At 68.8% G+C, this 14,148-nt stretch carries 14 protein-coding genes; 7 read left to right on the forward strand and 7 right to left on the reverse strand.

The features are described from left to right. Positions 1-7 precede the first annotated feature (7 nt). Positions 8-1,159 carry an alkaline phosphatase family protein gene (locus tag ACWEOH_RS15265; protein WP_452032415.1) on the forward strand — a complete coding sequence of 384 codons (1,152 nt, stop codon included), beginning with the start codon at positions 8-10 and terminating at the stop codon, positions 1,157-1,159. A gap of 81 nt (positions 1,160-1,240) precedes the next feature. On the opposite strand, the gene ACWEOH_RS15270 is transcribed toward ACWEOH_RS15265, so the two are convergent. Beyond that, a complete protein-coding gene (locus ACWEOH_RS15270) occupies positions 1,241-1,828 on the reverse strand; it encodes a DUF3043 domain-containing protein (RefSeq protein WP_452032417.1) in 588 nt (195 codons plus the stop codon). Between the two features lie 36 nt (positions 1,829-1,864). Between ACWEOH_RS15270 and ACWEOH_RS15275 the strand changes: the two genes are divergently transcribed. The 5 genes from ACWEOH_RS15275 (at position 1,865) to ACWEOH_RS15295 (ending at position 6,996) form a co-directional block, all read left to right on the forward strand. Continuing rightward, the gene (locus ACWEOH_RS15275; RefSeq protein WP_452032419.1) at positions 1,865-3,289 is read left to right on the forward strand and encodes a M20/M25/M40 family metallo-hydrolase; all 1,425 of its coding nucleotides are present in this window, start codon (positions 1,865-1,867) and stop codon (positions 3,287-3,289) included. A gap of 98 nt (positions 3,290-3,387) precedes the next feature. Next, positions 3,388-3,738: an iron-sulfur cluster insertion protein ErpA gene (erpA, locus tag ACWEOH_RS15280; protein ID WP_148735037.1), complete on the forward strand. Its 351-nt coding sequence runs from the start codon at positions 3,388-3,390 to the stop codon at positions 3,736-3,738. A 199-nt stretch (positions 3,739-3,937) separates the two neighbouring features. Beyond that, on the forward strand, positions 3,938-4,840 hold the full coding sequence (ctaC, locus tag ACWEOH_RS15285; RefSeq protein ID WP_452032422.1) for an aa3-type cytochrome oxidase subunit II: 903 nt from the start codon (positions 3,938-3,940) through the stop codon (positions 4,838-4,840). Continuing rightward, positions 4,837-6,573: an aa3-type cytochrome oxidase subunit I gene (gene ctaD, locus ACWEOH_RS15290; protein ID WP_452032424.1), complete on the forward strand. Its 1,737-nt coding sequence runs from the start codon at positions 4,837-4,839 to the stop codon at positions 6,571-6,573. The genes ctaC and ctaD overlap by 4 nt, the downstream gene beginning before the upstream one ends. Continuing rightward, the gene (locus tag ACWEOH_RS15295; protein WP_148735034.1) at positions 6,574-6,996 is read left to right on the forward strand and encodes a cytochrome c oxidase subunit 4; all 423 of its coding nucleotides are present in this window, start codon (positions 6,574-6,576) and stop codon (positions 6,994-6,996) included. 108 nt (positions 6,997-7,104) lie between these two features. On the opposite strand, the gene ACWEOH_RS15300 is transcribed toward ACWEOH_RS15295, so the two are convergent. Genes ACWEOH_RS15300 through ctaE form a run of 6 tightly spaced genes read right to left on the reverse strand, consistent with a single transcriptional unit; the run spans position 7,105 to position 12,933 of the window. Beyond that, positions 7,105-7,794: a methyltransferase domain-containing protein gene (locus tag ACWEOH_RS15300; protein ID WP_452032426.1), complete on the reverse strand. Its 690-nt coding sequence runs from the start codon at positions 7,792-7,794 to the stop codon at positions 7,105-7,107. 55 nt (positions 7,795-7,849) lie between these two features. Further along, on the reverse strand, positions 7,850-8,695 hold the full coding sequence (locus tag ACWEOH_RS15305; RefSeq protein ID WP_452032428.1) for a methyltransferase domain-containing protein: 846 nt from the start codon (positions 8,693-8,695) through the stop codon (positions 7,850-7,852). Between the two features lie 32 nt (positions 8,696-8,727). Further along, the gene (gene qcrB, locus ACWEOH_RS15310) at positions 8,728-10,341 is read right to left on the reverse strand and encodes a cytochrome bc1 complex cytochrome b subunit (protein WP_452032430.1); all 1,614 of its coding nucleotides are present in this window, start codon (positions 10,339-10,341) and stop codon (positions 8,728-8,730) included. Further along, positions 10,338-11,414, reverse strand: coding sequence for a cytochrome bc1 complex Rieske iron-sulfur subunit (gene qcrA / locus ACWEOH_RS15315; protein ID WP_452032432.1), 1,077 nt, complete (start codon positions 11,412-11,414; stop codon positions 10,338-10,340). Before qcrA ends, qcrB begins: the two co-directional genes overlap by 4 nt. Before the next feature lie 36 nt (positions 11,415-11,450). Continuing rightward, entirely contained in the window at positions 11,451-12,245 is a 795-nt protein-coding gene (gene qcrC / locus ACWEOH_RS15320) for a cytochrome bc1 complex diheme cytochrome c subunit (RefSeq protein ID WP_148735029.1), read from the reverse strand. 49 nt (positions 12,246-12,294) lie between these two features. Then, positions 12,295-12,933 carry an aa3-type cytochrome oxidase subunit III gene (gene ctaE, locus ACWEOH_RS15325; RefSeq protein WP_148735028.1) on the reverse strand — a complete coding sequence of 213 codons (639 nt, stop codon included), beginning with the start codon at positions 12,931-12,933 and terminating at the stop codon, positions 12,295-12,297. A gap of 131 nt (positions 12,934-13,064) precedes the next feature. Between ctaE and trpD the strand changes: the two genes are divergently transcribed. Next, positions 13,065-14,117: an anthranilate phosphoribosyltransferase gene (trpD, locus tag ACWEOH_RS15330; RefSeq protein WP_452032434.1), complete on the forward strand. Its 1,053-nt coding sequence runs from the start codon at positions 13,065-13,067 to the stop codon at positions 14,115-14,117. Positions 14,118-14,148: the final 31 nt, after the last annotated feature.

Below are 14,148 nucleotides of genomic sequence, written 5' to 3' on the forward strand. Positions count from 1 at the left end.
GGGCGCGATGCCTGCCATGCTACCGGTGCCCGCCGTCACCGTTCCGCGGCTTGCCGGGGTCCTCGCGAGTTCGCTGGCGAGCCTGCGGGGCGTGCAGAACGGGTTCGAGCTGCCCGCGGCATCCGGTGTGGTGGTCGTGCTCGTCGACGGCCTCGGCGCCAGCAACCTGCAGGCGCGCGCGGGACACGCCCGGTTCCTCAGCTCGCGGATGACGCGGCGCGACGTGATCCGCACGGTGCTGCCGTCGACGACGGCCGCCGCCCTCGCGAGCTTCACGACGGGACGGATGCCGGGGGAGCACGGCCTCGTCGGCTACCGGGTCCTCGACGCGGCGCGCGACCGCCTCGTGAACCAGCTCAACGGCTGGGACGCCGGCATGGTGCCCGAGACGTGGCAGCGCTCGGAGACGCTGTTCGAGTCGGCGAGCGCCGACGGCGTCCCGACCTTCGCGATCGGCGCCGCGCGTTACGCCGACTCGGGCTACACCCGGGCGGTGCTGCGCGGGGCGGAGTTCCGCGCAGCCGCCTCGGTCCCCGACCGCTTCGCCATGGCGCAGTCCGTGCTCGAGCAGCACTCGGGTGCCCTCGTGTACCTCTACGTGCCCGAGCTCGACCAGGCCGCGCACGCGCACGGCTGGGAGTCCGACCGCTGGCTCGGGCTCCTCGAGCAGCTCGACGCCGAGGTCGGCGCATTCGAGCGACGGATGCCACGTGGCACGGGCCTGCTCGTCACGGCCGACCACGGCGTGGTCGACGTGCCCGCCCAGAAGCACGTGTTCGTCGACGCCCGCCCCGACCTCCTCGACGGCATCCGTCACGTCGGCGGCGAGCCGCGGTTCCTCTCCCTCTACGCCGAACCCGAGCTCGACGAGGCCGCCCGCGCGCGGCTCGTCGAGGGCTGGCGGGCCGCGGAGGGCCACCGGGCATGGGTGCTCGGGCGCGACGAGGCGATCGAATCCGGGCTCTACGGGCCGACGGTCGACGAGGAAGTGCTGGGCCGGATCGGCGACGTGCTCATCGCCGCCCGGTCGGGCATCGCCTACTACGACCGGCGCGAGCCGAACCGTCAGGCCGAGCTCATGGTCGGGCAGCACGGCTCGCTCACCGGCGAGGAGACCCGGGTGCCGCTCATCCGGGCAGGGGCGTACGCGCGGGCGTGACCTCGCGCGGCATGTTCGGACGCGCGGACATCGCGATGCGGCATCCGTCGCCGTTCGACCCGACCGCGGGCCGGGCTCGGATCAGGACGGGTACTGGCCGCGCTTGACCTGCGGCTTCGGCAGCCGGAGCGGACGCAGCTGCAGCGCGCGCATCGCCGCGTACCAGCGGACCTTCTCGACCTTGTTCTCGCCGAACTTCGCCGTGAGCTTGCGGGTCAGGATGGTGCCCAGGATGATCACGTCGACCACGGAGACGAGGAAGAAGCCCCAGAGCGCGAAGATGCCGATGGTCTGCACCTCGTAGCTCGGGATCAGCGTGAGCACGATGACGAGGAACATCACCGGGATCAGGATCTCGCCGATGCTGAAGCGCGCGTCGACGTAGTCGCGCACGAACTTCTTCTGCGGGCCGCGGTCGCGCGCGGGCAGGTACTTGTCCTCGCCCATCGCCATGCCGACGCGGGCACGCTCACGGGCCTCGGTCTGCTTCGCGCGCGCCTGCCTCGCCGCTTCCTTGCGGTCGTTCGGAACGAGCGGGCGCTTGCGTGCGGCCTCCTGGGCGGCACGGCTGGGAGTGGGCGTCCCCTTGCCGACCTTGGGGGTCGACTCGGATGCCGCGTTGTCGGCGCCGGCTTCGGGCGCGGGGGTGTTGGTGGAGTTGTTGGCCACGGGAGTCCTCGGATCGGTTCCCTTAAGATTACCGGCATGACCCAGCCCCCTCCCACCGGATCCACGATCGCGCCCACCGAGACCGCCGCGGCGATCCGCAGCGCCGTGGACGCCGGCTTCCCCGCGACCGTCGCCGACCTCGCCCGCCTCGTTCGGATCCCGTCCGTGTCGTGGCCCGCGTTCGACCCGGCCCACGTCGCCGAGAGCGCCGACGCCGTCGCCGAGCTGCTCCGCGGAACCGGCGTGTTCGAGCTCGTCGAGATCCACCGCGCCGCCGTCGAGGACGGCTCGGAGCTCGGCCAGCCCGCCGTGGTAGCGAGCCGGCCCGCGCGCAACGGACGCCCGACGGTCCTCCTCTACGCGCACCACGACGTGCAGCCCCCCGGCAAGGACGACGACTGGGACACGCCGCCGTTCGAGCCGACGCAGCGCGGCGACCGCCTGCACGGCCGCGGCGCCGCCGACGACAAGGCGGGCGTCATGGCGCACGTCGGCGCCATCCGCGCGTTCGCCGAGGCGGCGGGCGACTTCGACCTCGGCATCGCCGTCTTCATCGAGGGGGAGGAGGAATGGGCGTCGCGCTCGTTCGCGAACTTCCTCCGCGAGAACCGCGACCTCCTCGCCGCCGACGCGATCATCGTCGCGGACTCCGGCAACTGGGACCTCGAGACTCCCGCCATCACCGTCGCGCTCCGCGGCGCGGTCGCGTTCAACCTGCGCATCGACACGCTCGCTCACGCCTCGCACTCGGGCATGTACGGCGGCGCCGTGCCCGACGCGATGCTCGCCGGCATCCGCCTGCTCGACACCCTCTGGAACGCCGACGGCTCGGTCGCCGTCGAAGGCCTGCGCGACGCGGGGCTCGAGACCCCGGCGTACGACGAGGCGCAGCTCCGCACGGAGGCGGGCCTGCTCGACGGCGTCGCGCCGATCGGCACGGGCACCATCCTGTCGCGCATCTGGTCGCAGCCCGCGATCACGATCACGGGCATCGACGCGCCCGACGTGGCGAATGCGTCGAACACGCTCCTACCCGGCATCCGGGTGCGCGTGAGCGCCCGCATCGCCCCCGGCCAGGACGCCGACGAGGCGTTCGCGGCGATCCGCGCCCACCTCGAGGCGAACGCGCCGTTCGGCGCGAAGCTGACCTTCGAGGACGTGGACACCGGGCAGCCGTTCCTCGTGGACACGAGCGGCTGGGCGGTCGCCGAGACGCGCGCCGCCATGGCGGAGGCGTGGGGGCGCGAGCCTGTCGAGATCGGGGTCGGCGGCTCGATCCCGTTCATCGCCGAGCTCGTCGAGGAGTTCCCCGGCGCGCAGATCCTCGTGACCGGCGTCGAGGACCCCGAGTCCAAGGCGCACAGCCCGAACGAGTCGCTGCACCTCGGCGTGTTCAAGCGCGCGCTGCTCGGCGAGGCACTGTTCCTCGCCCGGCTCGAGGCCCGCGGCGACGCGTCCTGACGGCTCGTGCGACTTCCCGAGTCCGAGCGGGGCGGGTATTCAGGATCCGCGGTTACCATGGATGCAGGCTTTGATGTACCTGATGCACGAGGAGTGACATGAGCGACACGATCACCGACACGACGCACGGCGTGAAGCTGAGCGACCCCGCCGCCGACAAGGTCCGCAGCCTCCTCGAGCAGGAGGGTCGCGACGACCTGCGACTGCGCGTCGCGGTGCAGCCCGGCGGATGCTCCGGGCTCATCTACCAGCTCTACTTCGACGAGCGGCTGCTCGACGGCGACGCCGTCGTGGACTTCTCGGGCGTCGAGGTCGTGGTCGACAAGATGAGCGTGCCCTACCTCGACGGCGCCTCGATCGACTTCGAGGACACCATCCAGAAGCAGGGCTTCACCATCGACAACCCCAACGCGCAGGGCAGCTGCGCGTGCGGCGACTCCTTCCACTGAGGGTTCGTCGACTCCGCTCCCGAAGGGAGGCCGCCCGGGCGGCCTCCCTTCGGCGTTTCCGCAGGTGGTTTCGGGAATCCGTGCATCGCCGTCCGACACCGCCTCCGGGTGCACACCCGGGGGGTCGAGTCGGAGTAGGCTAGGGATCGATCACCGCGCTTCGCTGTGAAGCGCCTTCGAGTCTCCCGAAAGGTCACCGGTGCGCCACAATCGCCGTCTCCGATGGGCTGCAATCCCGATCGCAGCGTCGCTCAGCCTCGTCCTCGCCGGATGCACGCAGGCACAGCTGAACGGATTCCTTCCGGGCTTCGAGGAGGGCGAGCCTCCCGTTACCAACCACACCGACCTCGTCTCGGGCCTCTGGGTGACGTCGTGGATCGTGCTGCTCGTCGTCGGCGTGATCACCTGGGGCCTCACCATCTGGGCCGTCATCGCGTACCGCCGGCGCAAGGGCCAGACCGGCCTCCCGGTGCAGCTGCGCTACAACATGCCGATCGAGGTCTTCTACACGATCGTGCCGCTGATCCTCGTGCTCGGCTTCTTCGCCTTCACGGCCCGCGACCAGGCGGTCATCGAGCAGCGCTTCGCCGAGGACGAGATCGACGTCAAGGTCGAGGTCATCGCCAAGCAGTGGGCCTGGGACTTCAACTACGTCAACGAAGACGTCTACTCGCCCGGCATCCAGGGGCAGCTCTCCGACGAGGGCCCCGCCGGCTCGCTCGTCCAGTCCGAGCTCCCGACCCTCTACCTCCCGGTCGGGAAGAACGTCGAGATCGAACTCGAGGCGCGCGACGTGATCCACTCGTTCTGGGTCGTGGACTTCCTCTACAAGAAGGACATGTTCCCGGGCAAGACCAACTACATGTCGTTCGTCCCCGAACGCGAAGGCACGTACGAGGGCAAGTGCGCAGAGCTCTGCGGCGAGTACCACTCGCTCATGCTCTTCAACGTCCAGGTCGTCTCCGAGGCGGAGTACGAGGACTACATCGAGTCGCTGCGCGACCTCGGCCAGGAGGGCCAGCTCTCCAACGAGTACGACCGCAACCAGAACCAGCCCGGCAAGGGCGCGCCCGAACTGAAAGAGGAGCACGAAGCCGAATGAGCACCACGACCGCACCGGCTCGGCCGCAGTCGAGCAGCCTGCCGTTCGGCGCCCCCAAGGTCGAGCGCAAGGGCAACGTCCTCGTCCGGTGGATCACGTCCACCGACCACAAGGTCATCGGGTACCTCTACCTGATCACCTCCTTCATCTACTTCTGCATCGGCGGCGTGATGGCCCTCATCATCCGCGCGCAGCTGTTCGAGCCCGGTCTCGAGATCATTCAGACCCGTGAGCAGTACAACCAGCTGTTCACTATGCACGGCACGATCATGCTGCTGATGTTCGCGACGCCGCTCTTCGCGGGCTTCGCGAACGTGCTCATGCCGCTGCAGATCGGCGCGCCCGACGTCGCGTTCCCGCGACTCAACGCGCTCGCGTACTGGTTCTTCAACTTCGGCTCGCTGATGGCCGTCGCCGGCTTCTTCACCCCGCAGGGTGCGGCGTCGTTCGGATGGTTCGCCTACCAGCCATTGGCATCGACCACGTTCTCCCCGGGCGTCGGCGGCAACCTCTGGATGCTCGGCCTCGGCCTCTCGGGCTTCGGCACGATCCTCGGCGCGGTGAACTTCATCACGACGATCATCACGATGCGCGCGCCGGGCATGACCATGTTCCGCATGCCGATCTTCACCTGGAACACGCTCGTCACGTCGATCCTCGTCCTGATGGCGTTCCCGGTGCTCGCGGCCGCGATCCTCGCCGCCGGCGCCGACCGCATCTTCGGTGCCCACATCTACGACCCGGCCAACGGCGGCGTCATCCTGTGGCAGCACCTGTTCTGGTTCTTCGGCCATCCCGAGGTGTACATCATCGCGCTGCCGTTCTTCGGCATCGTCTCCGAGATATTCCCGGTGTTCAGCCGCAAACCGATCTTCGGATACAAGACGCTGATCTACGCGACGATCGCCATCGCGGCACTGTCGGTCACCGTGTGGGCGCACCACATGTACGTCACCGGCTCGGTGCTGCTGCCGTTCTTCGCCCTGATGACGATGCTCATCGCGGTGCCGACGGGCGTGAAGATCTTCAACTGGATCGGCACGATGTGGCGCGGATCCATCACGTTCGAGACGCCGTTGGTGTGGGCGCTCGGCTTCCTCATCACCTTCGTGTTCGGTGGCCTCACCGGCGTGATCCTGGCGTCGCCGCCGCTCGACTTCCACGTCTCCGACACCTACTTCGTCGTGGCGCACTTCCACTACGTCGTCTTCGGCACGGTCGTGTTCGCGATGTTCGCGGGCTTCTACTTCTGGTGGCCCAAGTGGACCGGCAAGATGCTGAACGAGCGGCTCGGCAAGTGGCACTTCTGGCTGCTGTTCATCGGCTTCCACACGACGTTCCTCATCCAGCACTGGCTGGGCGTCGTCGCGATGCCGCGCCGGTACTACTCGTACCTGCCTGAAGACAACATCACCTGGATGAACCAGCTGTCGACGATCGGCGCGGGCATCCTCGCGGTCTCGCTCATCCCGTTCTTCCTGAACGTCTACATCACCGCGCGCCGCGCGCCGAAGGTGACCGTGAACGACCCGTGGGGCTACGGCCGCTCGCTCGAGTGGGCGACCAGCTGCCCGCCGCCGCGGCACAACTTCACGTCGATCCCGCGCATCCGCTCGGAGGCGCCGGCGTTCGACCTCAACCACCCCGAGGCCGGCATCCCGGTGGGCATCGGTCCGGCGAAGGACGCCCCGCAGGCTCCGGTGTTCGACGCAGCGACGAAGGAAGTCAAGTAGATGCGCGCCAATGTCATCATGTTCTGGATCCTCGCGGTCTTCTTCGGACTCGCGGCGGTCGTCTACGGGGTCTGGAGCGCGATCGACGAGGTGGACCCGGGCATGGAGTGGGCCGGCACCGTGGCGCTGTCGCTCACGACCGTCCTGTCCGCGTTCATCGCCTTCTACCTCGGGCGTGTGCACCGTGCGCAGGGAGCTGAGCTGCCCGAAGACCGCCTCGACGCCAACATCGACGACGGCGACGCGGAGCTCGGCTTCTTCAGCCCGTGGAGCTGGTGGCCCATCATCCTCGCGACGGGCGCGGCGCTCGGGTTCCTCGGCCTCGCCATCGGGTTCTGGATTACGTTCCTCGCGGTCCCGCTCGTGATCATCGCGCTCGTCGGCTGGGTGTACGAGTACTACCGCGGCAACTTCGCTCGCTGAGCGATCCCGTTCGAAGGGCCCGGTACCGATGGTGCCGGGCCCTTCGACATTCGGCACGTGATGCGCTGCGCAGCATGGTGGGGTCGAGCGACGGAGCGGCTCAGCGAATCACCCGACGGCCGAGGTGCCGGCAGGGGCCGGCTCACGCACCGCGACAGCGATGTGCCACCGCTTCGAGCGTTCGTAGGTGCGCAGCGCGAGTCCGTGTGCGCTGAGCACGCCCAGCATGGCCTCGGGGGAGTGGACGAACCCGCGGTAGTCATGTCCGGCGATCGCCATCCGGGCGTTGCTCATGGCCACGACCGCCCGGGTGAAGAGGTTCCGAGCGGGATGGCTGAAGACGACCGCAGACCTGGCATGATCCGCAGCCGCGCCCAGGAGGCCCGCGAAGTCGGGGTAACAGCAGATCACGCGGTGCAGCAGCACGTAGTCCGCTCGGGCGACGTCGGCGTCGGATGCCGCGGCGAGGTCGACGCCCACGATGCGGGTGACGCGTCCGTCGACGCCGCTCGACCGCATGAGCTCGTCGGCCTGCTCCTCGTAGGCGTCGGAGAGCTCGAGGTTCACCGTCTCCGCGGCGCCGCGTGCGAGCAGCTCGAGCTGGAGCTCGCCGATGCCGCCGCCGACCTCGAGCACGCTCGTGCCGCGGAGTCCGAGTCCCGACAGGGCTTCGATGATACGTCCCTCGGGTGCGGTGAGGCCGCGTCGGCGATACCGACGGGCGATGCTGCTGGCGAACCGCTCGTCGAAGATCTCGGAGTACCGGCCGTCCGGCGCCGGCCCGCAGCATCCCGACATGAACCCAGTATGACGCCGACGCCGCGCGACGGCGTCGGTCGATGGTGTGGACGGTTCAGTCGCCCGAAGCGTGCTCGAACACGAGCACGTCGACGGAGACCGTGACCGTGCGTGCGTGCTCGGGCTGGTGCGGCCGACGATCGGCGTGATGGGCGGCCGGCCCCATGTCGGCGATCAGCGCCTGCGTCGCGGCCGTGGCCTCGAGCGGGTACGTCACCGTGGTGCGTGCTCGACGCCTGAGTCCCGCTTCGCGGAAGCGATCGGCGACGAGTTCGGCCTTCTCGGCCGGCACGTCGAGCATCGCGCCCTCGGCGCGAAGCTCGCGCAGGTGTTCGGCGGTCGGCACGACGACGACGATGACGCCGTCGGGTCGCAGGATGCGGGCGAACTCGAGAGGGTTGCGTGGCGCGAAGACGTCGAGCACGACGTCGGCGACGTCATCGCGCACCGGGAGGGGTCGCCAGGTGTCGAGGACGACGCCCGTGGATCGCCCGATGGCGCGGCGGCTCATCCGCACCGCATCGGGGGAGCGGTCGGCGAGGAGGAAGTCCGCTGTCGGGAGCGCGTCGGCCAGGAACGCCGAGTAGTACCCGGTGCCGCAGCCGAGATCGGCGATGCGAAGAGCATCCGTTCCGCGGTCGGTGCCTGCCGAGCCCACCGCGTCCGCGATGGCGGTCGCGATCGGCGCGTAGGCCTCGCTGTCGAGCAGCGCTGCGCGCGCGTCGAGCATCGCACGGTCGTCGCCGACCGTCCGCGGCGCCTTCGGCGGGAGCAGCGTGACGATCCCATGCTTCGAGAGGTCGAAGCGGTGCCCGGTCTCGCAGCCGAGCGTGCGCTCATCGACGGGATCGAGGTCGAGGAGACAGTTCGGGCACCGGAGCCATGTCGTGTCGATCGACATGGGACCGGTGCCCGAATTGACGTGCGGTCGGCTCAGTGGTGCGACGAGTGGTGCGCCGCCTCGAGCTCGCCCTTCGTGACCGGCACGATGCGGTCCTCGAAGAACCAGCGCGACAGTCCGGCTCGGACTCGCTGGCCGACGGTGATCTTGCCACGGGAGTTCGGGCGGATCATGAGCGGCTCGTACGAGTCGTAGCTCACGAGGCGCCAGCGGTCGTACTCGTCGAGCGGCTGGTGGACCTCGATGAACTCGCCACCGGGCAGCTTCACGATGCGGCCCGACTCGTAGCCGTGCAGCACGATCTCGCGATCCTTCTTCTGCAACGCGATGCAGACGCGCTTCGTGACGAAGTAGGCGATGAACGGGCCCACGACCGTCGTGAACTGCAGCGCGTGGATGACGCCCTCCATCGTCAGCGAGAAGTGCGTCGCCAGGATGTCGGAGCTCGCCGCGGCCCAGAGGCTCGCGTAGAACGTCACGCCGGCGGCGCCGATCGCGGTGCGGGTGGGCGCGTTGCGCGGACGGTCGGCGATGTGGTGCTCGCGCTTGTCGCCGGTGATCCACGCCTCGATGAAGGGGTAGGCCACCACCAGCACGATGAAGATGCCGATCGCGATCAGCGGGACGAGGATGTTGAACGACCAGGTGCGGTCGAGCCACACGAACTCCCAGCCCGGCGGGATGAGGCGGAGCGCGCCGTCGGCGAAGCCGATGTACCAGTCGGGCTGCGTTCCGGCCGAGACGGGCGAGGGGTCGTACGGGCCGTAGTTCCAGATCGGGTTGATGGTGAACAACGCCGCGATGAGCGCGATCACACCCCAGATGATGAACATGAAGCCGCCGGCCTTGGCCGCGTAGATCGGCAGGATGGGCGGGCCCACCGAGTTCGTCGTCTGACGACCGGGTCCTGCGAACTGCGTGTGCTTGTGGATGAAGACGTACACGACGTGGATCGCGATGAGCGCGACGACGAGCGCCGGCAGCAGCAGGATGTGCAGCGTGTAGAGGCGTCCGACGATGGCCGTGCCCGGGAACTCACCGCCGAAGAGCAGGAACGAGGTCCACGTGCCGATGATCGGGATGCCCTTGATGAGGCCGTCGATGATGCGGAGGCCGTTGCCCGAGAGCAGGTCGTCGGGGAGCGAGTAACCGGTGAAGCCCTCGCCCATCGCGAGGATGAACAGCGTGAAGCCGATCACCCAGTTGAACTCGCGCGGCTTGCGGAACGCACCCGTGAAGAAGATGCGGAGCATGTGCAGGCCGATGGCCGCCACGAAGAGCAGCGCCGCCCAGTGGTGCATCTGCCGCACGAACAGGCCGCCGCGGATGTCGAAGGAGATGTCGAGCGTGGACGCCATGGCCACCGACATCTCGACACCCTTGAGCGGCACGTACGAGCCGTCGTAGTGGACCTCGGCCATCGACGCCTGGAAGAAGAACGTCAGGAACGTGCCGGAGATGAGCACGACGATGAAGCTGAAGAGCGCGACCTCGCCGAGCAGGAACGACCAGTGGTCGGGGAAGGCCTTGCGGCCGAGGCCCTTGATCGCGACCGCGATCCCTGTGCGGTCGTTGAAGTAGTCCGACGCCGCCGCGGTGAACGTGCGCTTCGCAGGCGTGTCGGTTCGGGTGGGTACGGTAGTCAACTGCGCTCCCAGAAACTCGGGCCGACGGGTTCGGTGAAGTCGCTCTGCGCGACGAGGTAGCCCTCCTCGTCGACCGCGATGGGCAGCTGCGGCAGCGGGCGCTTGGCCGGGCCGAAGATGACCTCGCAGTGGTTCGCCACGTCGAACTGCGACTGGTGGCACGGGCAGAGCAGGTGGTGCGTGTGCTGCTCGTAGAGCGCCACGGGGCATCCGACGTGCGTGCAGATCTTGGAGTAGGCGACGATGCCGTCGTACGACCAGGACTCGCGATCAGGCGCCTGGTTGAGCTCGCTCGGCTCGAGGCGCATGAGCAGCACCGCTGCCTTGGCCTTCTCCTCGAGCCGGCCGTGCTCGAGCTCCGCGAGACCCTCGGGGATGACGTGGAACGCGCTGCCGATGGTGACGTCGGCGGCCTTGATCGGCACGCCCGACGGGTCGAGCGTGAGGCGCGTGCCCTTGGCCCACATCGTGTGGCTCAGGAGCTCGACGGGGAGCTGGTCCTGCGGGGCGAATCCGCGGAACAGGACCACGGCGGGCAGGGGGAAGACGAGCAGTGCGCCGATCAGGCTGTTCCGGATCACGGTGCGGCGCGAGAACCCGGACTCCTCGTCGGCCTGGCGCATCACGTGCACCGCGCCCGCCTTCGTGGGCTCGGCGCCGCCGATCGGGTGGCGGATGTCGACCGACTCCGCGGAGGTCATGAGCGACTTGCCCCAGTGGATGGCGCCGAAGCCGATGCCGAGGAGGGCGAGCGTGGCGCCGAGGCCGATGAACATGTTGTTCAGTCGAACCATCCCGACGTCGTTCGACTCGATCGGGAAGAGCATGTAGGCGGCGATGGCCCACACGCTGCCGAGGATCGACAGGTAGAAGAGCGAGTAGACGGTGCGCTGGGCCCGCTTCTCGCGCTTCGGGTCCTCATCGGTGACGCGAGGACGGTGCGGCTCGAAACCGGGATTGTCGAACGCGTCCTGCGCGACGACCGCCGTGCCGGGCGACCGGGTGTATACGTCTGCCTCGTGCGACGAGTCGGCAGCAACGACGTCCGTGCCGCTGTGGTCGTCCTGGGCCATGGTTCTCCTTCTTGGGTGCTTCGAGCCGAGCGGGCGCTAGTTGGACTTCGCCGTGATCCACACGGTGACCGCGACGATCGCGCCCAGACCGAAGATCCAGATGAACAGGCCCTCTGCGACCGGCCCGAGCGAGCCGAGCTCGAATCCGCCGGGCGAGCGGTTGTCCTGCACGTACTGGAGGTACGTGATGATGTCGCGCTTGTCTTCGGGTGAGATGTTCAGGTCGTTGAACACCGGCATGTTCTGCGGACCCGTGACCATGGCCTCGTAGATGTGCACGCCCGAGACGTCGGTGAGCGGGGGAGCGAACTTGCCCTCGGTGAGCGCACCGCCGGCGCCGGCCACGTTGTGGCACATGGCGCAGTTGATGCGGAACAGCTCGGCGCCGTTCGCGGCGTCGCCGCCGCCGTTGACGAGGTGCTCGGCGGGGATGTCGGGGCCGGGGCCGAGGGAGGCGACGTAGTAGGCCAGCTGCTTGACCTGCTCGTCGGTGAACTGCGGCGGCTTCTGCTGGGCCTGCGGACCCTGCATCTGCATCGGCATGCGGCCGGTGCCGACCTGGAAGTCGACCGCGGCGGCGCCGACGCCGATGAGGCTGGGACCCGTGCCCGTGCCCTGGGCCTCGAGGCCGTGACAGGTGGCGCAGTTCGCCTGGAAGAGCTTCTTGCCCTGCTCGATGGTCTCCTGCGACGTGGGCTCGCTCTCGGCCTGCGCCGCGGTCCCGGTGCTCAGGGCGGCGTACGCGCCACCCGTGAACACGAGTCCGAGCGCGAGGAGCGCGACGGTGGCGAGCGGGTGCCGGCGGCCGGTGCGTCGCTTCGAGCGGTTCATCAGTTTCTTCCTGTTGGCGGTCATGCGGTTCGTGACGCTCCTGCTGGGACTATCTGAGGACGTAGATGACGAGGAACAGGCCGATCCAGACCACGTCGACGAAGTGCCAGTAGTAGGAGACGACGATGGCGCTGGTCGCCTCGCGGTGGCCGAAGTTCTTCACCGCGAACACGCGGCCGATGACGAGCAGGAACGCGATGAGGCCGCCCGTGACGTGGAGGCCGTGGAAGCCCGTCGTGAGGTAGAAGGCCGAGCCGTACGCGTTGGAGTCGAGGGCGATGCCCTCGGAGACGAGCTGCGCGTACTCCCAGATCTGGCCGGCGACGAAGACCGCGCCCATGGCGTAGGTGAGGAAGAACCACTCGACCATGCCCCACTGCGACGGCTTCCACCCGGTGGCGTAGGGCTGCAGCCGCTCGGCTGCGAACACCCCGAACTGGCAGGTGAACGACGAGAGCACGAGGATGATCGTGTTCGTCAGCGAGAACGGGAAGTTCAGTCGATTCGCCTCGAACTCCCACAGCTCGGGCGACGTCGACCGCAGCGTGAAGTAGATCGCGAAGAGGCCCGCGAAGAACATGACCTCGCTGCCGAGCCAGACGATCGTGCCCACCGCAACGGTGTTCGGTCGCTTGATCACGGGCGCGCTCGCCTGATAAGTGATTGAGGTGCTCGTCACGCTCCCCATTATGGCTGAAATCGGGGCTGAGTTTTCGTCATCCGGGGGAGTCGTGTCGGTGCTTCGGGGTTAGGCAACCCTCAGTTGCGGTGTGCGTCAGCCGCGAATCCGCCCTGAATCCCCGTCGATAGGATCGGAGCATGCCCGAGCAACAGAACTGGCCCGCCATCATCACCGCGCTGCTCGACGGCGAAGACCTCAGCGTCTCGGATGCCGCGTGGTGCATGGAGCAGGTCATGACGGGCACCGCGACCGACGCGCAGCTGGCCGCGTTCCTCATCGCGCTGCGGGTCAAGGGGGAGACCGTCGACGAGATCGTCGGCTTCCGCGACGCCGTCCTCGAGCACGCCGTGCCGCTCCACGTCGACCCCATGGCGCTCGACATCGTGGGCACGGGCGGCGACCGCTTCGGCACGGTGAACGTGTCGACCATGGCCTCCGTGATCGCCGCGGCATCCGGCGTGCCCGTCATCAAGCACGGCAACCGCGCGGCGAGCTCGGCGTCGGGATCGTCCGACGTGCTGGCCGCGCTCGGGCTCGACCTCGGCCTGTCCGCCGACCGGGTGGCAGCGGTGCTCGACACGGCGGGCATCACGTTCGCATTCGCCGGCGCGTTCCACCCCGGGTTCAAGCACGCGGGTCCGGTCCGCGCGCAGCTCGGCGTGCCGACGGTCTTCAACTTCCTCGGTCCGCTCTGCAACCCGGCCCGGCCCGAGGCGTCGGCGGTGGGCGTGGCGCACCTCGATCGCGTTCCCCTCATCGTCGGGGTGTTCCAGACGCGCGGCGCGACGGCGCTCGTGTTCCGCGGCGACGACGGACTCGACGAGCTCACCACCACCGGCCACAGCCACGTGTGGGAGGTGTCCCGCGGCACGGTCAAGGAGCACGACCTCGATCCGCGCGAGCTCGGCATCCCGCGGGCGAGCATCGACGACCTCGTCGGCGGCGACGCCGCGCACAACGCCGAGATCGTGCACCGCGTGCTCGCCGGCGATCGGGGCCCGGTGCGCGACATCGTCGTGCTGAACGCGGCCGCCGGACTCGTGGCGTTCGAGCTCGCGAAGGACCCGAGCCAGTTCCAGCGCGCCATCCTCGACCGGTTCCGCGACAAGATGGCGGTCGCCGAGGAGGCCATCGACAGCGGTGCGGCCGCTCGCAAGCTCGAGGAGTGGATCGCGGCGACGAAGGCCTGAGCCGGTCGATCGCTTCGACGATCGGTCACCG

Source organism: Agromyces sp. NPDC004153 (assembly GCF_053603635.1).

Bases quoted from the DNA above. Each gene is read 5' to 3' on its own strand.
- qcrC (WP_148735029.1), bottom strand. From the start codon at position 12,245: ATGAACCGCTCGAAGCGACGCACCGGCCGCCGGCACCCGCTCGCCACC.
- ctaD (WP_452032424.1), top strand. From the start codon at position 4,837: ATGAGCACCACGACCGCACCGGCTCGGCCGCAGTCGAGCAGCCTGCCG.
- ACWEOH_RS15275 (WP_452032419.1), top strand. From the start codon at position 1,865: ATGACCCAGCCCCCTCCCACCGGATCCACGATCGCGCCCACCGAGACC.
- ACWEOH_RS15300 (WP_452032426.1), bottom strand. From the start codon at position 7,794: ATGTCGGGATGCTGCGGGCCGGCGCCGGACGGCCGGTACTCCGAGATC.
- erpA (WP_148735037.1), top strand. From the start codon at position 3,388: ATGAGCGACACGATCACCGACACGACGCACGGCGTGAAGCTGAGCGAC.
- ACWEOH_RS15305 (WP_452032428.1), bottom strand. From the start codon at position 8,695: ATGTCGATCGACACGACATGGCTCCGGTGCCCGAACTGTCTCCTCGAC.
- trpD (WP_452032434.1), top strand. From the start codon at position 13,065: ATGCCCGAGCAACAGAACTGGCCCGCCATCATCACCGCGCTGCTCGAC.
- ctaE (WP_148735028.1), bottom strand. From the start codon at position 12,933: ATGGGGAGCGTGACGAGCACCTCAATCACTTATCAGGCGAGCGCGCCC.
- ACWEOH_RS15295 (WP_148735034.1), top strand. From the start codon at position 6,574: ATGCGCGCCAATGTCATCATGTTCTGGATCCTCGCGGTCTTCTTCGGA.
- ACWEOH_RS15265 (WP_452032415.1), top strand. From the start codon at position 8: ATGCCTGCCATGCTACCGGTGCCCGCCGTCACCGTTCCGCGGCTTGCC.
- qcrA (WP_452032432.1), bottom strand. From the start codon at position 11,414: ATGGCCCAGGACGACCACAGCGGCACGGACGTCGTTGCTGCCGACTCG.